This window comes from Mesorhizobium sp. M0778, from assembly GCF_040320105.1.
Taxonomy (GTDB): Bacteria; Pseudomonadota; Alphaproteobacteria; order Rhizobiales; family Rhizobiaceae; genus Mesorhizobium.
Genome location: NZ_JAMYPA010000003.1, coordinates 336,880 through 360,054, shown reverse-complemented (window position 1 = coordinate 360,054; position 23,175 = coordinate 336,880). Strand labels below are relative to the sequence as shown.

The 23,175-nt window shown below is 61.3% G+C and carries 14 protein-coding genes; 4 read left to right on the top strand and 10 right to left on the bottom strand.

Annotated features, from left to right (window positions below):
* Nucleotides 1-77 precede the first annotated feature (77 nt).
* Nucleotides 78-3,050, top strand: a complete 2,973-nt coding sequence (locus NKI22_RS07380) for a trifunctional glycosyltransferase/class I SAM-dependent methyltransferase/polysaccharide deacetylase (protein ID WP_352816924.1) — start codon at nt 78-80, stop codon at nt 3,048-3,050.
* Nucleotides 3,051-3,355: 305 nt separating this feature from the next.
* On the opposite strand, the gene NKI22_RS07375 is transcribed toward NKI22_RS07380, so the two are convergent.
* Nucleotides 3,356-4,036, bottom strand: a complete 681-nt coding sequence (locus tag NKI22_RS07375) for a redoxin domain-containing protein (protein WP_023716514.1) — start codon at nt 4,034-4,036, stop codon at nt 3,356-3,358.
* A 19-nt stretch (nt 4,037-4,055) separates the two neighbouring features.
* Nucleotides 4,056-7,355, bottom strand: coding sequence for an ATP-binding protein (locus NKI22_RS07370; protein ID WP_352590481.1), 3,300 nt, complete (start codon nt 7,353-7,355; stop codon nt 4,056-4,058).
* A gap of 279 nt (nt 7,356-7,634) precedes the next feature.
* Here NKI22_RS07370 and NKI22_RS07365 point away from each other — a divergent pair, with 279 nt between their 5' ends.
* Both NKI22_RS07365 and NKI22_RS07360 read left to right on the top strand, forming a co-directional pair.
* Nucleotides 7,635-8,729, top strand: coding sequence for a branched-chain amino acid ABC transporter substrate-binding protein (locus NKI22_RS07365; RefSeq protein WP_352482327.1), 1,095 nt, complete (start codon nt 7,635-7,637; stop codon nt 8,727-8,729).
* 80 nt (nt 8,730-8,809) lie between these two features.
* Nucleotides 8,810-11,281: an adenylate/guanylate cyclase domain-containing protein gene (locus tag NKI22_RS07360; protein WP_352590478.1), complete on the top strand. Its 2,472-nt coding sequence runs from the start codon at nt 8,810-8,812 to the stop codon at nt 11,279-11,281.
* A gap of 549 nt (nt 11,282-11,830) precedes the next feature.
* Here the strand turns inward: NKI22_RS07360 and NKI22_RS07355 are convergent.
* The 3 genes from NKI22_RS07355 to NKI22_RS07345 all read right to left on the bottom strand — a co-directional run bounded on the left by NKI22_RS07355 (nt 11,831) and on the right by NKI22_RS07345 (nt 14,848).
* Complete coding sequence (locus NKI22_RS07355; RefSeq protein WP_352493866.1) at nt 11,831-13,216, bottom strand: hypothetical protein; 1,386 nt, start codon at nt 13,214-13,216, stop codon at nt 11,831-11,833.
* A gap of 208 nt (nt 13,217-13,424) precedes the next feature.
* Nucleotides 13,425-13,949, bottom strand: coding sequence for a GNAT family N-acetyltransferase (locus NKI22_RS07350; protein ID WP_023716519.1), 525 nt, complete (start codon nt 13,947-13,949; stop codon nt 13,425-13,427).
* 74 nt (nt 13,950-14,023) lie between these two features.
* The gene (locus NKI22_RS07345; RefSeq protein ID WP_352716002.1) at nt 14,024-14,848 is read right to left on the bottom strand and encodes a hypothetical protein; all 825 of its coding nucleotides are present in this window, start codon (nt 14,846-14,848) and stop codon (nt 14,024-14,026) included.
* A 204-nt stretch (nt 14,849-15,052) separates the two neighbouring features.
* Here NKI22_RS07345 and NKI22_RS07340 point away from each other — a divergent pair, with 204 nt between their 5' ends.
* Nucleotides 15,053-16,468, top strand: a complete 1,416-nt coding sequence (locus NKI22_RS07340; RefSeq protein ID WP_352493869.1) for an adenylate/guanylate cyclase domain-containing protein — start codon at nt 15,053-15,055, stop codon at nt 16,466-16,468.
* A gap of 37 nt (nt 16,469-16,505) precedes the next feature.
* Here NKI22_RS07340 and NKI22_RS07335 read toward each other — a convergent pair whose 3' ends face one another.
* The 5 genes from NKI22_RS07335 to NKI22_RS07315 form a co-directional block, all read right to left on the bottom strand.
* A complete protein-coding gene (locus NKI22_RS07335) occupies nt 16,506-16,985 on the bottom strand; it encodes a class I SAM-dependent methyltransferase (protein WP_352493870.1) in 480 nt (159 codons plus the stop codon).
* Nucleotides 16,986-17,187: 202 nt separating this feature from the next.
* Nucleotides 17,188-18,369, bottom strand: a complete 1,182-nt coding sequence (locus NKI22_RS07330) for an ABC transporter permease (protein WP_352482321.1) — start codon at nt 18,367-18,369, stop codon at nt 17,188-17,190.
* A complete protein-coding gene (locus NKI22_RS07325) occupies nt 18,366-19,364 on the bottom strand; it encodes an ABC transporter permease (RefSeq protein ID WP_023716523.1) in 999 nt (332 codons plus the stop codon). The genes NKI22_RS07330 and NKI22_RS07325 overlap by 4 nt, the downstream gene beginning before the upstream one ends.
* A gap of 2 nt (nt 19,365-19,366) precedes the next feature.
* The gene (locus tag NKI22_RS07320; RefSeq protein ID WP_352816929.1) at nt 19,367-21,265 is read right to left on the bottom strand and encodes an ABC transporter substrate-binding protein; all 1,899 of its coding nucleotides are present in this window, start codon (nt 21,263-21,265) and stop codon (nt 19,367-19,369) included.
* Nucleotides 21,262-23,157: an ABC transporter ATP-binding protein gene (locus NKI22_RS07315; RefSeq protein ID WP_352715995.1), complete on the bottom strand. Its 1,896-nt coding sequence runs from the start codon at nt 23,155-23,157 to the stop codon at nt 21,262-21,264. The genes NKI22_RS07320 and NKI22_RS07315 overlap by 4 nt, the downstream gene beginning before the upstream one ends.
* Nucleotides 23,158-23,175 lie beyond the last annotated feature (18 nt).

Sequence of the window (23,175 nt, the reverse complement as noted above, 5' to 3'; positions counted from 1 at the left end):
CGTCGATTGTGACGGCCTATGCCGAGAAAGATCGACGCATCTTGTTCTACCTTCGAACCGGGCGCGAGTAAGACGGCGTGGCGCCTAATCCCTTGGTTTCAATCGTGGTTCCTGCGCACAACGCGGAGGTAACGCTGGCGCGCGCACTCGATTGCCTTCTCGATCAGGAAATAATGGACTGGGAGGCGATCATCGTCGACGACGCCTCCACGGACCGCACCCCCGCGATCATCGCCGGTTATGTGGAGCACGATGCCCGATTTCGGACGTTAAGCTCTTGCGCGTACAGCGCCGCCGGCGCGCGCAATAGCGGGATTTCGACAGCGCGCGGCCACTGGCTCATGTTTTTGGATGCGGACGATTGGGTGGATGCCAGCTTCCTTGCGAAAATGCTGGCCGCACTTGAAGCAGCGCCCGATGCGGTCGCCGCCTATTGCGGTTCTCGGCGCGTGATGCCCGATGGCGAACTCACCCCGTCGAGCATCGCAACGGAGGTTGCGATCCAGCCCTTCGAGACATTCGCCCGCCGGTGTGCCATCGCCATTCACGCGCTGCTGGTCGACCGGGAGACAATTGTCGAGTTGGCCGGTTTCGATGTGTCGCTGCGCACCTGCGAGGACTGGGATCTGTGGCAGCGCCTCGCACGTCTAGGCAAAAATTGGGTGATGGTCGACGCGCCGCTCGCTTTCCATCGGGTCAGCCCCAACTCGCTCAGCCGCAATTCGACGCAGATGCTGGCAGATGCGGAAATCGTGATCGCCCGCGGTTTTTCTGCTGATCCCAGGGTCAAACACCCAGCATCGGGTCACGCCAATGGAGCAATCGAGGCGAACGGCCGCACCGCTTCCGAAGCACTCGCGTGGTTCGCGTTGTGGAACGCCGCATCGGATTGCGGCTGCGGCTCGCGCTCGATCAACCCGCAGTCCCTGCGCGCGCTCCCGCCAGGACGTAAGTGGGCGCGTGAGATCGCCAAGGTGGTCTTCGATGGCCTTATGGTAGGAAGCCTATCGGTGCCAGCGCAATTGGCTGCCAAGTGGGACAGGTTCGGCGGCTCCCTCACCGAATTGATCATCGAACTCGGCAAGGTCTGGGACGATCCCGTAGCGGGTCGCCGCGTCCAGTATCACCTCGAGCAAATGCTTCTCGACTTCGACGATCTTGCCGCGCCGCGCAAACTGGCGCGGACACTCGGCATTCGCGTCGACGCTCGAAATCCGACCTCGATCGAGCTTCCGGAAGGAATCGATCAAATTTATGCTTATCTGATGATGGATGGCCAGATCGAGGCTTTCGTACAGTTCGGCGTACTCGGGAAAGTGACAAGGCGTCATTGGACTGAGTTGATCCTGAATTTCGTGCCCCCTGAGCGGCTTATGCACAGTGCCGCGCCGCTTGCGAGGCGATCACCTGTACATGCACCGCAAAAGGGCGTCGGTGCCGACAAGTCAGACATGTTTGCAGCCGAGGCATTGTTGTCCATAGCGGGACGCCGGTCTGATCGGGACAGCCATTTCGGCAAACTCGCGGGATTGGCCGCGGAAGCGCAGGCGCTGGTTGGGTCGAGCGCCGAAACTAAAGAGCCTCTTGCAGCGCCGCGCCGTGCACGGGCCGCGGATGGGCACGACAATGATCGCACGTCTTTCTGGAATCGCCATTTCGCGACCGAGGATCCCTGGAACTACGGCTCGCCCTATGAGCAGGAAAAATATGAGCGGCAGCTCGAAATTTTGCCTGTCGGTCCCATCGGACGGGCGCTTGAGCTGGGCTGCGCGGAGGGCCACTTCACGCGTCAGCTGGCGCCGCGGGTGGGCCATTTGACCGCAACCGACATCTCCGCCGTAGCCATCGGGCGGGCGCGCGCGCGATGCGGCGATCAGCCGAACGTTGAGTTCGGCGTACTGGATTTCTCCGCCGACACGCTGCCGGGTGAGATGGATCTGATCGTCTGTTCGGAAGTGCTCTACTACCTGGATGATCTCGCCGAGTTGCGGCGCATCGCCAAAAAACTCGTTGAGGCGTTGGCGCCTGGCGGCAGTTTCATCAGCGCACACGCGTTCGTGCTACGTGACAATATCGAAAGGACGGGCTTCGACTGGAACACATTCGGTGCACAAGCGATCTCAGAGACGCTGGCAGCGACCGACGGCCTCGTCCTCGAGCAATCGATCCAGACCGAGCTCTACCGCATAGACCGCTTCCGCCGCCTGTCACCAGGCGACGTGGCGACGGAACCGATGATTGATCACGTGCCAATCCGCGCGCCCGTCGAAATCGGGGTCGCGCGGAAAATCGTCTGGGGCGGGGCGCGGGCCTTGCGCCGCGACGTCGCACGTAGCGAGCGGCGACAGCGTATCCCTGTCCTCATGTATCACAGCGTCTCCGATGAAGGTCCAGCCGCGCTCGCCCGTTTTCGGCTCACGCCCGCCGCATTCGCCAGCCAGATGGCATGGCTGCGCGCCAATGGCTTTCACGCGATTAGGTCCGAGCAGCTGGAATGGTTCATCGCCAACCGTCAGCCTTTCGTTGGCCGCCCAGTGCTCATCACCTTCGATGACGGCTTCCAGAACTTTGCCGACCATGCCTGGCCGACCTTGCGCGCGAACGACCTGACCGCGGAAGTGTTCCTGGTGACGGACCTGGTGGGTGAAAGTGCACAGTGGGACGCCTACAGTGGCCCGCCGACGCAGCTTATGGACGCCAGGACAGTGCGACGCCTCGCCGGCGAAGGTGCGTTCTTCGGAAGCCATCTGGCGACGCATCGCGCGATCGATGGTCTGTCGAGCTCTGACTTGGCCGCCGAACTCCTGCGCTCTCGTATGTTCATCGAACGGTGGACCGGTCGGCCAACCACGGCGTTCGCGGCACCCTTCTCGGTCACCGACCGACGGCTTGGCAGGCTGGCCAAGGAGTGCGGCTATCGGATCGGCTTCGGCGGCAGACACGGGCCGGCGGACCTCGATTGCGATCCCATCGACCTTCCGCGGATCGAGATTCGCGGGGATCGCTCGCTCGATTACTTTGTTGCCCGTATCGAGGCCGTGCTCGAATGAACGGTGAGCTTGTCAGTGTCATCATTCCCGCTCACAATGCGCAAGATACAATCGACGAGACGCTCCGCAGCTGCGCGCTCTTTCGAGATTGTTGTTGTTTACGACAGCGTTCTGACGGTTGGAAGGGGTGCTGTCGCAGCCACCCCACGATACAGGAGCCATCCACAGAGGACATCGCTAGTCCAGAGGCGACAGAAAGCATTGCCAGGACCGTACATTCTGGCTCGTCGAGGCCAATGTTAGATTTGTAACAAATTGGTTCCGCTTTTTGTTCAGTGCCGCGCCCGTTTACCTCGTTCGCAAGTCTATTGGGCCACTTGGGACACGGCTGACATCAGCTCCTGCGGGCTTGGCGCCCCAAACATGTATCGCCCGCCCTCTGGAACCTCCGTGAAGCTCCAGCGGACGATCCCCTGCCGATCCAGTAGGAACTGACCGACCAGTTGTCCGTGTCCCGTTGCCATCATCTGCTCGTCGGCTTCGGTCAGTTCGTAATGGTCCCTCTTATTAAGGATTTCGCTGGCCGCAATGGGGTCCATAGGACCGGGCAACTCGCCTGGTATATCGACCCGCATATCCTTTGCCGCTGCCATCGAGACCTTGTACGGCCAGTTCGTCTCGTTTTGGGTGAATTCGAGATTGGGCAGTCCAAAAGCACGATGTGAAGCGCGTTCAGGGTCGGAGGCCGCAAGCAGATTCGGCATCGGATGGTAGCGGAAATAGAGACGCGCCCGTTCGATTGGCGTGTTGACCACCGTCAGGCTCTCCACGCCCTTTTCGCGCAGCTCCGGATCAAGCCGCGCCTGGGCGGCGATATGGCGCCGGCAAAACGCACAATGCAGACCTCGAAACAGGCCGACCAGCACCGGCTTTTGGCCGCGAAAGTCGTCAAGCGCGATCTTGCCTTCCTGGGTAATGGCGTCGAGTATCAAGTTCGGCGCACGGTCGCCCGGTTGAAGCGGTACCAAGTCACTACGCGCGGACATTTTCCACCTCCAACCCCGGCTAGTCGAGAAAAGGCAGCACCACAAGCGCTTCCGGGTCGAGCCCGTGCTGGGCGCATATACCCTGCGCCAGGGAAAAGTAGCGTTCGGCCTCGGCCAGATTGTCGAGGTCGAGATTAAGCGTTGCAAGACCATCATAGCACGGAAACAGCAGTTGGGGTTCGCCCGTTTCGCGGGCTACGTCCAGTGCTTCGTGGAACAAGCCAACCGCCAGCTCCGGACGCCCGTTGCACTGGTGGATCTGCCCAAGCACGATCAACGGCACCGGCAGGTGCTCGCGCTGGTCGAGCGCCCGGTCGATCTCGATGGCCTTCTCGGCAGCAGGTACGCCCTCCGTTGGACAGCGATCCGTGAAAGTACAACAAGCGACCGCCAGATTGGCGAGGAGGCGCGCCTGGAAACCCAAATCACCAATATGGCGCGCCACTTCAAGACCGCGCCGACAGACCTCCATCGCGTGCGCCGGATCGATGGTCGTGTAAAGCACGCCGAGATTGGTGTAGCCGCGGCAGGCCGCGCCCAGTAGACCGGCGGCTTCGGCCAATTCAATGCTATGCTCAACCTGACGCACGGCCTCACGGTTTCGCCCAAGGCGAGCCAGCGCAACAGCCTTGGTATTGAGTGCCTCGGCGGTCACAAGGGTGGCATCACGCCCTACCTCGGAGACATGCTCCGTTGTCAGAGTGCGTACGCAATCCAGCGCCGCGTCTGCCCATTTTGCCGCGAGAGCGTGATCTCCGCTACGGAACGCCTGTCGGCCACGTTCTTGCCAGAGATGCGCCTGCTCGATCGGGGCATCCGCTCCATCGAGGAGCGCTGCCGCTTCAGCATAGCGGGATTCTGCGTCGTCCCGCTTGCCGACGTCCCAGAGCAGCCGACCGATCTTGCGTAAAACTCGCGCCGACGCGACGCGATTGGCCGACTCGCGGTATACCTGCAACACCGTTTCGTAATGGTGGTGCGCGATCTCGCGGCGGCCTGCCGGGCCGCTCAAATCGGCAATGCGCTCTGCAATTGCCAGTTTGAGCGGTGTTTGCCCGATCGCGCCCAACGCAGTCAGTGCTCGCTCGTAGAAACGAAGGGCGTCGTCGTTGGCGTATATCATGCGAGCGCGATCGCCCGCCGCCTGCAGGTAATGCGCGCCCTTCTCCCGCTCGGCGCTCTGTGCGAAATGATGACCGAGCACGGTCAAATCCTCGAGCCGCTCCGGCTTGTCGCCGCACAGTTGCTCCAAGGCAGCTCCGACCCGCCCGTGGATGTCGGTCCGCCGTTGCAGGAGTAGATTCTGGTAGATCACGTCCTGCAGCAATGTTTGCGTAAAGCGGTAGCTTTGCGACGAGACCGAGCCTGATCCGGCAACTTCCTCGATGATTTCCGCATCGCAAAGCAGTTCGCAGCCGGCTTCGAGCCGGCCGGGGTCGGTTGTCACAGTTTTCAGAAGTGTGGCATCGAAGCGCGGGCCGATTACCGCGGCCTCCTGGGCCAACCGGCGCACCTCTTGGGGCAGCCGGTCGACGCGGGCAAGCAACATTGCCTGGATAGTGGCGGGGATGCCGGTTGCGACTTCGCCTGCCACAGTCCGCCATCGCTGGCCCTCTCGCATCAGTACACCGCGATCGATAAGGCCGCGAACGATCTCCTCTAAAAAAAGGGGGTTGCCGCCCGCGCGCTCGAGAATCTGGTCGAGAAGCCCTCCTGCGGAGTTTACCCAGCTCTCGCCGAAAAGCGCCGCCAGCAGGCTGCGTCCGTCATCACTGCTGAGCGGCGGAAGCCTGAGCGCTGTGTGACTGACCCGACTTGAGTCGAGCTGGTCGTTATCCGGCGCCGGACGATGCGTGACCAGCAACATCAACCGCGTGCGCTCCAACCTGTCCATCACGAAACGTAGTGCCTCAAGCGACACGGCGTCGGCCCAGTGCAGGTCTTCGACGACAATCAACAGCGGCGACAACGCAAGCCGCCGTTCGATGATTGTGCGGACTGCGTAGAGAATTTGCCGCCGCAGCTGCTCGGGTTCGACATGCTGCAAGGTGGCATCGGGGTCGCCAAGGCCGAGCACATGGTAGAGCAAAGGCATCAGCCGCTTCGCCTCCTCGCCCTGCAGGCCGAGATCGGTAAGCAAGCCTGCGAGCTTCCCCCGCATTTCGTCCCCATTGTCGTTTTGCATCATCCCGGCAGCGCTGCGCACCACTGCGCCCAAGGCGCCAAATGATTGTTCGCCCAGCGGTGAGCACGTGGCCAGCCGCACGGCGACGTTGCGAAAACGATCCTCGTCGCCGACGCGGGCGACGAACTCCTTCACCAGCCGCGATTTCCCGATACCGGCTTCTCCGACGAGGCGGACGAGTTGGGCCGAGCCGCTGCACGCCTGGTCAAGGCTCGCCATCATTCTACTGAGCTCCGCACCACGACCTATTATCGGCGCACTGAGGCCGAGCGCCTCGAGCCCACGCGCTGCACGCGGCGTCGCAAGCGGTGCATCCAGTCGATGGACGAGCACACTGCCAGCCTTGCCGCGAAACACGACATCACCCAGCGACTCGTAAGAGAAGGCATGCCGGGTCAGTCTGTGAGTGAGCTCGCCTACCAGCACCTCACCCGGTGCGGCCAGCGATTGCAGGCGTTGCGCCGTATTCACTGTGTCGCCGGTCACCGAATAGGATTTGGCGGTGCCGATGCCCAATCCGCCAGTAACGACCGGACCAGTGTTTATGCCGATGTGGAGCAACAGAGGCGAGCCGGAGTGGGGGGTGCTTTCGCCGAGCCGCGCCGTCCGGGCGATCATGTCGAGAGCGGCGCGAAGCGCACGTTCGGGATCGTCCTCATGCGCGACCGGCGCACCGAACAACGCGAGCAGTGCATCGCCGATGAATTTGTCGACGAAACCACCAAAGTTTCGCACGGCCGCCGTCAATTCCTTGAACAGTTTGTTCTGCAGCGCTTGCATGACCTCGGGGTCGAGCTGCTCGCTGAGCGTCGTGAAGCCGCAAAGGTCGGCGAACAGGACCGTTACCGTCCGGCGATCGGCGTCAGAGAAGGGATGCAGCCCTTCTTCGCTTTCGATGTCCGGAAGCATCGATGGAGTTCGAGAAGGCGGCACAATGGTCCGGCTTGGTGTCGGAGCAGGCCGTTCGACGACTTTTGCGGGCGCACCGACGTTTGCCCCACATTTCGGACAAAACTCGAAATCAGGTGCGCAGGGGTAGCCGCAACTGGCGCATGGCACGGGCTGGCGCCTGCCACACCTCGGACAGAAGGCGTAACCGCCCTCAACCTCGAAACCGCAGCCCGAGCAGTCCATCGAACAAGACCTCACTAGAGGCCGTCCCGGCGTGACCTCGCCACGCACTTCACGGCCAGGCTATTCGCAAGGATGCACCGATAGTCGTCGACCGGCAAGCGGCAGCGCAAATGGGCATCGAGCGATCAGTGTGGGTCCGGTGGCAGAGCGCTGCGGGCAGGCATTGTTGAAGGCGCAATAGTTGTCGGATCCGCGAACGCCGCCGAGACAGCCGCGCTTGCCGAAGGGGCTGTCGGCTCTGACGGGATTGGCGTAAGCTACAGTTAAGGGGGTGCACACATGCACCGCATCATCGCCATGGCGATCTTAGTTCTCGCGGCCGCGTTCAGCTCCGCGCGGGCGGAGGTGCTGATTGGGGTTTCATCTGCGATGACGGGACGGCTCGCCTGGTTCGGCGAGCAGGCGCAGCGTGGCGCCGAGATGGCCGTGGCCGACATCAATGCGACGGGTGGCGTACTCGGCCAGCAGATGAGGCTCATCACGGCCGACGACTTCTGTGATCCCGAGCAAGCGGTCGCCGCAGCCCAGAAACTGGTGGGTGATGGTGTGGTGCTCGTCGTCGGGCACTACTGCTCTGGAGCCTCGATCCCAGCATCGAAGGTGTACGAGGCGGCGGGCGTTTTGCAGATTTCACCAGGATCAACCAATCCGCTGTTGACTGAACAAGGCCGCGCCAACGTTTTTCGAGTCATTGGTCGCGACGACACGCAGGGGATCGTGGCCGGCAACTACCTGGCCGAGCATTGGAGCAACAGCAAGATTGCGATCCTTCATGACGGCACCACTTATGGAAAGGGTCTTGCTGACGAGACTCGAAAACAGCTGAACAAGCGCGGCGTAGTCGAAGCGATCTACGAGGAATACACACCCGCGAAGAACGACTATTCGGCCGAGATCGCTGCGCTAGAGGCTGCGAACATCGCCGTGGCATATGTCGGCGGATATCATGCCGAGGTCGCACTCATGGTTCGCGCTGCGCGCGACCGCGGCTACACGGTTCAGCTAGTCTCAGGCGATGGCATGGCGACCGAGGAATTTGCTTTGATCGCCGGCCCCGCGGCTGAGGGTACCCTCTTCACGTTCCCCGCGGACGCTCGCCGAAATCCCGAAGCCGCCTCGGTCGTCGAGCGGTTCCGGGCTGAAAACTTCGAGCCCGCAGGCTACACGCTGCTCAGTTACGCCGCCGTCCAGGCCTGGTCGCAGGCAGTGGACAAGGCCGGCTCACTAGAGCTCCAAGCCGTGATAGCGGCGCTGCGCGGCAATCAATTTGATACTGTGTTGGGCCGTATCGACTTTGACAACAAGGGCGATCTCACGAGCCAAAACTGGGTATGGTACGTCTGGCGAGGTGGAGAGTACGTGCCGGTCGAATAAGGACCGCCGATGCCGTCGCCGCTTGAGACAGCTGATGGAGATCGAGTTAGCTGGACCGTTCAGAGCTATGTGTCGCCGTTATGCTTGAACGCTTCGGCATACGTGGCCGTCTGTTGCTCGCTTTTTTCGGCATCAGCACCTTCGCCGTACTCGCGACAGCGGCCGCTCTCTATGCCTTCCTCCAGGTAGGAGAGGTCGTCGACCGCATCACCAAGGATCGGGTACCGTTGGCGCTCGCGTCCCTCCAGCTGTCGCGCCAGGCAGAGCGGGTAGCCGCCTCTGCGCCCGCCGTACTTACTTCGACCAGCAAAGCTCAGCACGGCGAGGTTTCCGCCGCGGTCGGGGTCGAGATGACGCGCCTCGAGGAACTGCTTGCCGCACTCAAAGGTGCCACGCTTAGCACGGCGGTGGTGGCTGAGATCGAGGCTGCAGTTCTTGGTCTGCGGCGCAACCTCAACGCCCTCGACGACCTTGTTGTCGCCCGCCTCACAGTGGTGGCGCGCAAAGAAGAACTGTTACGCCGCTTGTCGGCTACGACAAATGCAAGCCAGCGTCTTGTGGCGCCCGGTATCCTCGTGATGAATTCCAAGCTCCAGCAATGGCAGGCGGTTACAGCCGACACGTCGCTCGCGCCGGATCGCGGTGCGGCGGCGGCGGCCGACCTGGTCCAGGCAATTGCGGCCTACATTCCGCAGCAGAAAGCGCAGCAGGAGATATCGGCGGTCAATGACGTGCTGGTCAAGACGACGGACGCGCCAACGCCAGACGATCTGACGTTGATCCTGTTTCCGCTGCGCCGGTCGCTCGCCGTTCTCGACACGGTTTCCACCGAGATCGACGAGAGGCTGCGAACCCGTTTCCAACAGCGGGTCGGCGAGTTCAAGGCATTGATCGACGGCGGGAACAGCATCCCGAAGGCGCGCAAGGACGAGCTAGCAGTGCTCGCAGAGGGCGAAAAGCTTCTGGCCGAAAACAATCGGCTGTCGCGCAGTCTCACCGCTGCCGTCGATCGCCTGGTCGCCGCGGCAGACCGCGAGATCACCGCGTCCGGTCTCGAAGCCGCGACGGTCCAGCGCTACGGTACCGGAGTTGTCCTTGGCTCCGCCTTTCTCACCCTCTTGAGTTCCGTTCTGGTTGTCTGGCTCTATGTCGACCGTAGCCTTCTCGCCCGTCTGGGAGAGGTGAGCCAAAGCATGTTCGCAATCGCCGGCGGCGATCTTCGTGCGCCGCTGCCTGCCGCGGGCCGCGACGAGATCGGCCGGATGGCCGAAGCGCTTAGGCTCTTCCGGGACACCGCAGTCGAGGTCGAGGAAAAGAACCTGCGCGATGTCGCTGAGGCGCGCCAACGGCTCATCGATGCGATCGAGAGTATCTCCGAGGGATTCGCGCTGTACGACGGGGAGGACCGGCTTGTCCTCAGCAATAGCCGCTACCGCGAACTGCTCTACAGCGACCTTGCGATCGAACTGATGCCCGGCACGACATTCGAGCACATTATTCGCCGATCCGCTGAGCGCGGCTACATCAAGGATGCCGAGGGGCGGCTCGAGGAATGGGTCGCCGAGCGGCTCTCCCGGCACCGCAACCCAGGCGAACCGTGGGTGCAGCGGCGAGGCGACGGGCGATGGATCATGATAAGCGAGCGGCGGATCACCGCCGGCGGCACGGTCGCGGTCTATTCGGACATCACTGAGCTGAAGCAACGAGAGGAGAACCTCGCAGAGAAATCCACGGCTCTCGAGGCGCTTTCCAACAAGCTGGCCAAATACCTGGCGCCGCAAGTGTACAGCTCGATATTCGCCGGCCGCCAAGACGTTAGAATCGCCAGCCAGCGGAAGAAACTGACAATATGCTTCTCCGATATCGCCGGCTTTACCGAGACCACTGACAAAATGGAATCCGAGGATCTCACCCAGCTCCTCAATCACTATCTGACGGAAATGTCGAAAATTGCTTCGGATCACGGCGCGACGATCGACAAATATGTCGGCGACGCGATCCTGATGTTTTTCGGCGACCCTGAGACGCGCGGCGTCAAGGAGGACGCGCTGGCGTGTGTGCAGATGGCTCTCACCATGCAAAAGCGGATGAGCGAACTTGCCGAAATCTGGCGTGACATTGGAATTGAGACACCGCTGCGCTGCCGCATCGGCATCCATACCGACTACTGCACTGTCGGTAACTTCGGCAGCGAGGACCGGATGGATTACACGATAATCGGCGGCGCCGTGAATCTCGCCTCGCGCCTGGAACAGGAGGCGCCACCGGGGACCGTCCTCATTTCCTACGAGACGTTTGCGCAAGTGAAGAACACGATCGACTGTGAGGAGATGGGGCATGTCCAGGTCAAGGGGATCGCCTATCCCGTCGCCACCTACCGCGTCATCGATCTGAAGGCCAATCTAGCCGGCGCTTGTCACGCCGTTCGAACCGAGCTGCCGCACTTCAGGCTGGAACTTGAACCGGAGCTGATGTCCGCTGACGAGCGTGACGATGCCGCCACTGCGCTTCGAGACGCGCTGGATCGGCTTTCCCACAAGCCCGGGCAGTAGGGCTTGGTTCACAACGACCCTTCCATGGACGCAAGGAGTAGGATGTGGGACGCAGCTTATTGGCGCTGTCGATGCGAAGGCCACAGAACGGTCGCGGTCAGTCTTTGAACTCGGGCGGAACGTCCGCATCGGAGCCGAGACTTAACATTCACGGCATCACTGGCAAGGTCCGGATATGGCGCAAGTTGCCCGTTCCGGGGCGCCGCCTTAAACGGCAAAGTTTGACCCAGAGCGGCCGCTCGGCGTGACAGTGTCGAACGTCCGAAAGCATGATAGAGCAGTCATTGCCGATTTCGAACTCGCTGTGGACGGGTTCCGCAAGGCCGGTGTCGTGCAATGACAGGTGAGGCCATGTCAGGTCAGGCCTTGAACTGCAGACGGCTCTCAGGCAAGCCATATGACTGTCGAGGCGGAAGCCGTCGTCGAAATCCCAAAACGCATCAGCGTCAAGGAAAGCGGCCGGACCAGACGCCAGAGGCTCACCGATAGTCGCCGTCGCTTGCGGTTGCTCACCAGAAAATCAACCTGAAATAAGGCTTGAAGTGAGGCTCAGGTCGGCTTGATCTCTGCCCGGCCGATCTTGCGCCATCGGGCGTTTTCGCGAACCAGTTTCAGGTCGTCGGTCGTCTCGGCAAATGTCCGCAAACGGTATTGTCGGAGCAGGTCCGGGAAGAGCGCCCCTTCCGGCAGGCCGGCAAGCTGCTCCCGGACCGAGATCTTTTCATCGATGACCCGCATGCCCCAGGCATTTTCCCGAACCTGCAGCTCAGCGGCCAGATCGCGCTCTTCCGGCGCGTTTTCGTCTAGCACGGCCAGAAGGATCGAGTGGAAAAGCGCTACATAGCCAATCTGTCTCAGGCCGCCCACGACCCGCACGCGCGGCAATATGGCAAGGACGAGGAACGTCAGGAACAAGTTCGGCAGCAGCACGCCGTCCAGCAGCCCCTGCTTGAGATGCAGCCGCTCGAACGGGATTAAAAGACCATGCGGCCTGTCAGGCTCGATCAGGTGCCCGTTCTCGAGGACGAGCTTGCGCACGCGCTCCTCGCGGATGCCCCAGAAATAGTCCGTGGCATTGGGCAGGAATCTGCCAAACGGGCTCGATGCGGCCTCTTGCAAGGCATGTTCGAGACGCTGGCGTCTTGCGGGTTCAATGAGCAGCCTGGAAAGAAGGCTGCCGTCATGTTCTAGATGCCGTGCCATGGCAGCCGCGGCGAGCCGATCATCGATGAAAACCGGCAGGGCCATGCCGGCACGATCCCAATTGGCGACCAGATCCTCGTTGAGGGCTGTCAGCGCATCGGCGGCGGTTCCAAACACCTTGTCCTGGCTGGCAAGCAGTGTGCCCAGCCAGCGGCTGGCATCCGTTTCATCGCCCACCGCCTCAAGCGCGCGCTTGTTGAGGGAAACGGGACCGGCCACGCAGGCGCTTTTGCGGCACAGTTTGTGGCGCCCGATGCCAAACAGGTTGACCTTGTCGTCGCCGACATCGAGCCATCCCGGCCCCTCCCGGCCAATTGTCTCCATGGTCATCGTCGTTCCCATGAAGCCGAAGAAGGCCGACAGCCCGTTTTCGACCGCGCCGAGCCAGGCAAGCAGGAGGGCATCGAAGGTGATCCGGTCCATCAGAAGCAGGCAGTGCAGGCCGGACTGAATCACCGGTCTGTACTCGAACTCGTCGAGGGTCTTGCCGATCTCGTCAGGCTGCATCATCACACCAAGGCGCTGATGCAAGACTTCGCGCAGGATCGATCGGGCAGCGATCGCCGGGGCCGATGCAGGCCTTGCCACCGGCCGCCACAGATGGCGGGCGTAATCGGAAACCGGTGCATTCCAGTTCTGCTCGATGTCGCGCACGACCTCCGGGCAGAGCAGCGACAGCACAGCCAGAATTTCCACCGGAGGCGTAGGCGTTGGGTCAAGGACGGCGGTCATTGGTCCCGTCTAGCCGCTTGCGGTGCAAACGCCAAGGGAGACCAGACTTGCTGGATGCGGCCGGCCCACACATAGATCGTCAACTCGATCAAGATGGTGTGAGCCGAAATGACCGTCTCCTACGGAGTTCTCCATAAGCAACCGCCTGTTCGCCGACTCGGCACGAATTGTTAGGTTGGCTAAACAGTTAAGGCCAAACCAGCGGATCTTAAAACCGCAGGCGGGCCATGCTCAGGAGGTCGTGGTACTGCCCGTCGGTAAAGCCGGCCTTCACATGCCGGCCTTCGACCTCAAAGCCGTGGCTTTTGTAGAGACGGAGGGCGGGTTCGTTGTCGGCATAGACGGTCAATTCGACCCGCTTCAGGGCGCGCCAGTTGTCGGCTACGTCAAGCAGCGCGCCAAGTATGGCGGAGCCGATACCTTTGCCGACAAAGGCATCGTCAAGGCCGATATTGATCTCGCCGATATGCGAACGGCGCGGCGAACCCTGCACGACCAGGCTGCCATGGCCGACGACCTTGCCGTCCAGCTCGGCAACGATCCAGGTGGTTTCCTGGCCGGACTTGGCGATACGCCGCGCCACCTGCTCCACCATCTCGAAAGGCATCCTGAGCGTGCCCCAGCGGAAGCCCGGCATGTTGAAGATAGCGCAAAGCGCCTCCGCATCGCTTGGCCGGACGGACCGGAGCTGCGGCTGGATTTTCTCGGAGGGTGGCGAGGTCGTGCTGGTCATGGCGTTCCCGGCGAAGGCAATCGGCCCGGTACGATGCACCGGACGTCACCTGAAAATCCAGCCGTCTCTGCAACCTATGATGCCGATTGCGAGCTAAAATACCGGGAGGCGGCGTAGAGTTTGAAGACGCCGCTGATGCCGATCCAGCCGAAAAGGACGAGCCAGCACAATGTCCCGGTCGCTGTCCAGTCGATCCGGTGCACCGCAGCGTCGGTGATGGCGACGCCGAGGATGGCAAGCAGGCCAACCAGAAACTGCGCCAAGCCGAGCACCAGCAGTTCCTCGCGCGGCGCGCTTCTCCAGACCAGATATATACCGCCCGCACCGGCGAGGAAGACGGCGCTGTAGACCTGAGCGTGGAAGGCATCGATCGGCCATGGCCAGATGCCACTGAATGTCAGGGGAAACAGCAACAGGCCGACGCCATAGAGCCCAAGGATCGCGGATTCCGCCGGCATGTAGCCGCGCCATGCGGGATTTAAGGTCACGCCTTTTGCAGAAGGACGGGCCCTGGCCCGCCACAGGAACAGCCCGGATACCGCGACCGAAGCAAGATAGACCAAAAACCACAGCCAGGGCCCTTTGCGCTCGAAGTTGAAATAACCGAGATTGATGAACGAAGCCACCGACACGATGACGGTGAAGATGAAGGCCATGACGAGCACGAGCCTGCCGGGCGACCAGCGATTCCAGACCAGCAGCGCCGCCATCACGACCATTTCGGCGGTGTAGAAGCCACCGAGGAAGCGCGCATTGAACGGCGTGACGGCCCAAGGCCAGCCCGGTTTGACCAGAACAGGCACGAAAAACAGGCCGGCGCCTACGATCAGGACGATGATGACCACCGCAGAGAAAAGGCGCAGGGCCGCGGGAAATGGCGGGTTGTTGGATGTCGGCATGGGAGAAAATCCCAAAGATGAATGCTCCATGGACCATCATAGTGCTGCTTGCGGCCGGTGAAAATCCGCCGAATGGAAATTGGACGGTCACCAGGCTTATCCATTCGAATGGCCGTACGATCTGTTTCGAAGTAAGATGGAGCACTCGGACCAAAGACCGGTCCGGTCAACCCGCCTCGGGGCGCATTTTCCGGAACCTGCACGATGAACGAAGCTCAGGATCTGTTCTCGCTTCTGCGACAATCGGCCGATGTCGATCCACAGGCGATCGACGCGATCAAGCGAACCATCGCGGAGGGCGAGGACCGCGAACTTTGCCGCATCAATGCGCCAGCCTTCGCCAGCAAGCATGGCCTCGACGAGGAGCGCGCCATAAGCGCCTTTCTCCATGCGGCGCGGGTGGGCATCTTCGACATTTCCTGGAATGTTCTGTGCCCCGGCTGTGGCGGCGTGCTCGACACCAACGCCACGCTGAAAACCCTGCAGAAGGACGAATACACCTGCGCGCTGTGCTCCGAGGGCTATTCGCCCACCCTCGACGAGATGGTCGAGGTGACATTCACCGTCAGTCCCCGCGTGCGCAGGATTGCCGCCCACAATCCACACGAATTGCCGGTGGCGGAATATTTCCGCCAGATCTACTGGGCGTCCGGCGTCGATCTGCCGGAAGAGGATTTCGCGGAAAAGATGGAAGCGTTCTCGCTGGAGGATATCGAGCTTGCGCCCGGTGAAAAGGCGGTTCTGCCCATACAGCTTCCGTCCGAATTCATCATCGTCTTCGAGCCGGTCACCCATTCAGCGCAGTTCATCGACGGGAAGGGCGAACCAACAAAGGAGCGCCGGAGCCTCTCTTTGGCCTTCGACCGCGACCATGTCCAGAACCAGACGCTGGAGATGCAACCCGGCCCGTTGCGCATTTCGCTGGAAAACAGGACCGACACCCGCGTGCTGCCGACGGTCTTCATAGCCGGCCAGGCATTGCATGATTTCCTGGGAAAACGCCGGCCCTTCCTGACCGCCAAGCGCCTGCTCACCAACCAGACATTCCGCGATCTCTATCGCACGGATACACTCGACATTAACCAGCGCCTGAAGATCACCAGCCTGACGTTCCTGTTCACCGACCTGCGCGGATCGACCGAGCTTTACGAGCGGGTGGGCGACCTTTCAGCCTTCGATCTCGTGCGCGTGCATTTCCAGGTTCTGCACGAGATCGTCGCAGCGGAGGCAGGCGCGGTAGTGAAGACGATCGGTGATGCGGTGATGGCGACCTTCGTGACGCCTGATCGTGCGATTGCTGCCGCCCTCAGGATGCGCGATGCCATGCGTACGCTCAACGACAAGAGCGGGCGCGAGGATCTGCTGCTCAAGATCGGAGTCCACGCCGGCCCCTGCATTGCTGTGTCTATGAACGACCGACAGGACTATTTCGGCCAGACGGTCAACATTGCTTCGCGGGTCCAGAACCTTGCCAACGCACAGGCGATCTTCGCCACTCGGGCGGTGGTCGACGACAATCTCACCGCCGATCTGTTGCACAGGAAGGCGCTGACGCCCGTGCCCCACGAGGTCTCGCTGCGCGGCATTGAGCGGGAGATAGCAGTATATACGATCCCCTGAAGGCTTGGCCCCTGAAGATTTGGATCGTCTCGGCCCCTCACACGCGCCTACAGATAAAATAACGATCGGCGGGCACCGAAGGCGGCGGCGGGAGGCGTTGCAACTGCGGATGATCTAACGGCATGCCGCTGACCGCGATGCCGCCGACGCGAAGCAGGCGCGCGGTCAGATCGGGAAGCCAGGTAAGGGTCACTGCATCGCGATCTTCATAGCCAGTGCCGATGTCGGCATGAACAAGAGCGGCGTCGATGCCAATGAACCTGCTCGCGGTCTCGCGTATTTCGCCGAGCACGAGATTTTCCGCTTCGGGAATTGAGCTGGCGTGTGCGGCAAGTGCGCGGTCGAACGCTACGATCCGGCGTCCGGGCAGGCGCTCGCGCAGATGGTGGAACGTCCGGCCATTGCCGAGGCCGAGCTCGAGCACAGGCCCCTCCATTTTCGCCACCTCGGCGCAGACATGATCGAGTATGTCGCGCTGTGCGGTCATCCTCCGGATGAAACTGTCGAGGCGACTCATGTGCGATTGTATGTCCTGAACCAGTCCACGAAATCAACTGCCCCCGACCAGAGCGTTTCGCGGCTGAAACCCGACGCCGACGTGTTAAACCCAGATCGAGTCTTGCCGAGGCGAACGATGAACATTGCAACAAGCGAACAGGCCGCTGACAAGGACCATACCGGGTCGAGTCGGCGGCACGGCGCGCGGCGGAATAGCGATCTCACTTGTAGGGGTCTGCGGCGTCCCGCAAGCCGTCGCCGAGGAAGTTGAACGCCAAGATGACGAGAATGACGGGGAGCATCGGCAAAAGCAGCCATGGATAGAACGCGATGACGCTGACGCTGCGCGCCTCGGTGAGCAGGATGCCCCAGCTGGTTATCGGCGCCCTCAGGCCGAGCCCGAGGAAGCTCAGCGCCGTCTCGCCCAGGATCATGCCGGGTATGGAGATCGTCGCCGTCGCGATCAGATGCGACATGAAGCCGGGAATGAGATGCCGCCCGATGATGCGGCTGCTTCTGGCGCCCATCAATTGCGCGGCCAGAACGTAATCCTCCTCGCGCAAGGCTAGAAGCTTTGAACGCACGGCCCGCGCCAGTCCGGTCCAGTCGAGCAGCCCGAGGATGACGGTGATGCCGAAATAGATCAGGATCGGACTCCAGGTTATCGGCATGATCGCCGCCAGTGCCAGCCATAGCGGAATGCTGGGGATCGATTGCAGAACTTCGATTATCCGTTGAACGATCAGGTCGAAGATACCGCCGTGATAGCCGGCCAGTCCGCCGATGACAATGCCGAGCAGGAAGCTGAAACTGATGCCGACGAGGCCGATTGTCAGTGAAATGCGTGCACCATAGATGATGCGCGAGAGCACATCGCGCCCCAGCCTGTCAGTGCCCGCCAGAAAGAGCTGGCCGTTTTCGGCAGGACAGACAAAATGCCTGTCACCTTCGATCAGGCCCCAGAACCGGTAACTGTCGCCCTTGCAGAAGAAACGGATCCGCTGAACATCATCCTGTTTCTCGATGTAGTTCCGCTTGAGCGTGTCCATATCCAGCGTCATCTGACGGCCATAGACGAACGGCCCGACGAGCTGGCCGTTGTGGAACAGGTGCACCCGCTGCGGCGGTGAATAGATGTAGTCCATGTTGCGCGTGTGCAGATTGTAGGGCGCCAGGAACTCGCAGATCAGTATCCCGAAATAAAGCGCCGCCAGGAATATGCCGGATATGACGGCAAGCCGGTGCTTCCGGAATTTCCACCACATCAGCCGCAACTGCGACGCCTGAAAGACCTTCGACTGCTCCGGCGTCATCACCTCGACCGACTGCAGGTCAAAGGGCGCGATGGAAACGTAGTGTTGCAGTGGGGCACCCGGAGCGGGCAGCGGCGATTGCGTGTTCATTTGGTGCTGCCGCCTTGCAAACGAATTCGCGGATCAAGTAGCGCCAGCGCCAGGTCGGAAATCAGGACGCCGATGACCGTCAGGAAGGCGAGGAACATCAGGAACGACCCTGCCAGATACATGTCCTGGCTTTGGAGCGCCTTGATCAGCATCGGCCCGGTCGTTTCCAAAGACAGCACGATCGCCGTGATTTCGGCGCCGGAGATGATGGCCGGCAGGATAGAGCCGATGTCTGAAATGAAGAAATTGAGCGCCATGCGCAGCGGATATTTGACCAGCGCCCTGAAGGGATGAAGGCCTTTGGCGCGCGCGGTCACGACATATTGCTTATGTAGCTCATCGAGCAGATTGGCGCGCAGCCGCCGGATCATACTTGCCGTGCCCCCGGTGCCGATGATCAAGACCGGGATCCAGAGATGGGCGAGGATCGACTTCGCCTTGGCCCAGCTCATCGGCTCGCCGAGATATTGCTGGTCCATGAGATGGCCGATGGACGTGCCGAACCAGATGTTGGCGAAATACATCAGGATCAGCGCCAGCATGAAGTTCGGAATGGCAAGGCCGAGAAGGCCGAACAAAGTCAGGCCGTAGTCGCCCCAGCTGTATTGATGCGTGGCGGAGTACATGCCGATCGGAAAGGCTATGAGCCAGGTAAAGATGATCGTGACGAAGGAAACCAGCACGGTCAGCCACATTCGGTCCCCGACGACGTCGCGAACCGGCAGCTCATATTCGAAGGAATAGCCGAAATCGCCGTGCAGCATCCCGCCGACCCAGTAGAAGTAGCGAATGACCGGTGGCTGGTCGAAACCATATTCCTTGCGCATCATCTCGATGCGATCGGAATCCACCGCTTCGCCCTGAGCCCGAAGCTCGGCAACATAGCTGTCGAAATAGTCGCCTGGTGGAAGTTCGATGATCGTGAACACCAGTGCCGATATGACCAGCAGCGTTGGAACCATCACGGCGATGCGCCAGACAAAATATCGAAGCACGCTCAGGACTCTCCAAGCCAGAATGTATCCGGCATGTAGACACCGAAATAGGCGGTCGGGTCGTAGCCGTAGAGCGCCTTGTCAGGCAGATTGCGCAGCCGCGAGGACGCCAGAATCGGCTGATGCGTTCCGTTCACCGTGCCGATCGAAAACACCTGATCGGTATAGATCGACAGCATTGAATTCCAGATTTCGGCGCGCTCCGTGGCTTCGGTCGATGCGTTCCAGCGCTTGAGTAAAGCCATCAACTCGACCACAGGCGGAAGATCGGGCGCTTCACCTACCTTGCCATGAGACAAGTAGTGAGCACCCCAGAGCGGCCATTGCAGCTGGTCGTCGACGGTGGGGGCCAGTTGGTACGGGTTCATGTCGGCGGTCGGTACGCCATTGTCGATGCCCGACCACATCGACATCACGATCTGGCCACCAAGCGCGCGGCTGCGGAAGATGTCGCGCTGCGAAGTCCGGATGAACAGGGCGATGCCGATCTTGCGCCAGTGATCGGTGATGAGCTCGAGCGCGTCGGTTTCCAGCGTGCTTTCGCCGGCCGTTTCCACTACGAGCTGCGCCGGGCGTCCGTCGGGAAGTATCCGCAGGCCGTCATCGTCACGCGCCTGAAGCCCGACCTCGTCGAGCAGGGCATTGGCCTGGTCGGGATCATGGGCGACCCAGGCTTTCGCGAATTCCGGCCGGTAGAGCGGGCTCTCCGGCAGGACCGTATCGGCACTTTCCTGCGCCAATCCGTAGAACACAGCCAAATTGATCTCGCGCCTGTCCACAGCGAGCGAAAGTGCGCGGCGCACTCGCACGTCACGAAAAAGGCCACGCCACACCTGGTCGGCACAATTCAGATTGGGCAGCAGCGCCAGCCGCGAACCCTGTGTGCGTTTCCAGAGATGCATCTTCACAGGGTAGCGCTTCTCCGCGTCTTTCAGGAAGGAGTAATCGCTGAAGTCAATTCCCATACATTGCAGGTCGCTCTCGCCCGCACCGGTCTTGGCGGAGATGATCGCCGACGAGCTGACATTCATGACGATCCGGTCAACATAGGGCAGTTGCCGGCCATTCTCGTCTATTCGATGAAAGAACGGGTTGCGCTCGAAGACGAATTGCTCGGCCGGCGGCTTGGTCCGGTTCTGCCAGGGATCGAGCGTCGGCAGTTCCGGGTTCTCCGGGCGATACTGCCGCGACATGCGGATATGCAGGAGCGTCCATTTCTGGGCCCGGTTCTCCTTCATTAGGCCGGCGAGCCGGAATGGATCCTGGTATTTCTTGTGGAACTGCTTGAGATAGGCGGCTGGCAGAACAAGCGATATCGGCGAAGCAGCGGCGAGCTTGGGCAGGAAGTCGGGATTGGGCGCATCCCAACTATAGCGGACCGTCGACGGATCGACGATCTCGAAGCGTGGCGGCTTGCCATCCGCCAGCAGGGCCGGGGCGAGCCCGCCTTGCGAAAGCTCATCGTTCAGCCAGACATCTTCCCAGCAATAGCGAAAATCCTCCGGCGTCAGCAGGCTACCGTCAGACCATTTATGTCCTTCCCGTATCTTGAAAGTGAAGACACGATCATCCGCTACATCGAAACTTTCGAGAATGTCGGCTTGCAAGTTAAGCTTTTCGTCATAGCCGACCAGGCGAGCGTACCCGTAGATCGTCATCATCCGGATATCTTTCTGGCTGCCGATGATCGTGCGCAGCGTGCCGCCATACTGGCCGGGCTGCCGACCCATCGCAGCGAGATTCAATGCGCGCGGGCGCTTGGGCAGGCGTTCGGCGAGGGCCGGCAGCGCCCTGGCCTTCAGCTGCGGCTGAAGAAATTCCGGCTCCAGATCGCCGGCGCGCAACGTGCCCGGCAGAAATGCCGAAGCCATGAGCCCAAAGACGGTGCGCCGGCTGATCAATGGCGTAGCTCGCTGACATCGGCCGAACGTCGGGCCAGCACGAGGTGGCCGCCGCCAAGATCGAGCGGCAACAGCATATCCTCGTCGCCCTCGTCGCGGAATTGCGGTCCCCATGCGCTGGTGTCGGAAGCGCCGCTGAGCTTCAGCGTCTTGAAATCCATCGGCCTGTCGAGATCGGGGAAAGGTACTGCGGCGACCAGTGAGCGCGTGTAGGGGTGGATAGGTTTCCTAAGCAGAATTTCGCGCGGCGCGAGCTCGACGATACGCCCGCCGCACATCACCGCGATGCGGTCTGCCATGTAGTCCACCACCGCCAGGTTGTGGGATATGAACAGGTAGGTCAGGCCCAGTTCCTTCTGCAGGTCCTTCAGAAGGTTCAGAATCTGCGCCTGGACAGAGACATCGAGTGCCGAAACCGGCTCGTCGCAGATCAGGAGTTCAGGTCCCAGCGCCAACGCGCGCGCGATGCCGATACGCTGACGCTGCCCGCCGGAGAAACTGTGCGGATAACGCTTTATGAAGCGCGGATCGAGCCCGATTGCCTGCATCAGGCTCTTGACCGTGGCGAGTCGGGACGCGGCATTGCCACGTTGATGGATTTCCAGCGGCTCGCTCAAGATGTTCTCCACCGTCATGCGAGGTGAAAGCGACGAAACCGGGTCCTGGAAGACCATCTGGATTTTCGCGCGCAGCAGGCGCAGGGCGTCTCCCTCGGCTTCCAAGACGTCGATCGGACCATCGCGGCCGTTGAAGATCACAGAGCCGCCGCTAGGGGTGACAGCCCGCATGAGGATCTTGCTGACCGTGGTTTTGCCGGAGCCGCTTTCGCCGACAAGACCCAGGCACTCACCCCGCCTGATATCGAAGCTCACGCCGTCCACGGCGCGAACAGGGGTTTGATGATCTCCGCCGAACCATCCGGACTTGCGGATCGTGAAGGTCTTTGTCAGATCGCTGACCGACAGCAGGATGTCGTCCGGCCCCTTCGATGCCAGCGCCGTCTGCTTGCCGAGCAGGTTCCCGACATTCACCGGCACCTCGCGGAGCGCCTTTAGCCTTTCGCCAGGCTTCAGGTCGAAATGCGGAACGGCTGCCATCAGGCCCTTCAGGTAAGGGTGACCTGGCCGGCGGAATATCGCCTCCACAGGTCCCGCTTCCATGATCTCGCCATGGTACATGACCACCACCTCGTCGGCGACATTGGCGACCACGCCAAGGTCGTGCGTGATCAGCAGCATCGCCATGTTCAGCTTCGTCTGAAGCTCGCGCAGCAATTGCAGGATTTGCGCCTGGATGGTGACGTCCAACGCCGTCGTCGGCTCGTCGGCGATCAACAGGGCGGGCCGGCAGATAAGCGCCATGGCGATCATTGCGCGTTGACGCAATCCTCCCGAAAGTTCAAAGGGATACATGTCATAGGCGCGCTTGGGGTTGGGAAAGCCGACAAGGCCGAGCATTTCCTTGGTCAGCGCCTTGCGCTCCACCCGAGCCATGGGCGTATGAATCTGCAGGGATTCGCTGACCTGATTGCCAATCGTGTGCAACGGCGACAGCGATGTCATCGGCTCCTGAAAGATCTTGCCGATGCGGCTGCCTCTCAACGCCCGGATTTCGGGTCCGTCACGCGGCATTTGCAGGATATCCTGCGTCGTGCCGGGCTTTTCAGGATCGGAAAACAGGATACGGCCGCGGACATGGGCTGTGTTCGGCAAAATGCCCATAACTGCCTGGCTGAGAACCGATTTTCCGGAACCGGACTCGCCCACAAGCGCGGTAACCTTGCCGGGCAGGACGCGAAGATTTGCACGCCTGACGGCATGCAACGGTCCCCCTATAATGGCAAAAGAGATGCCAACATCCTCGATCCGCAGCAGATCAACGCTCGAATTCATTCTCACACCAGCCCCACT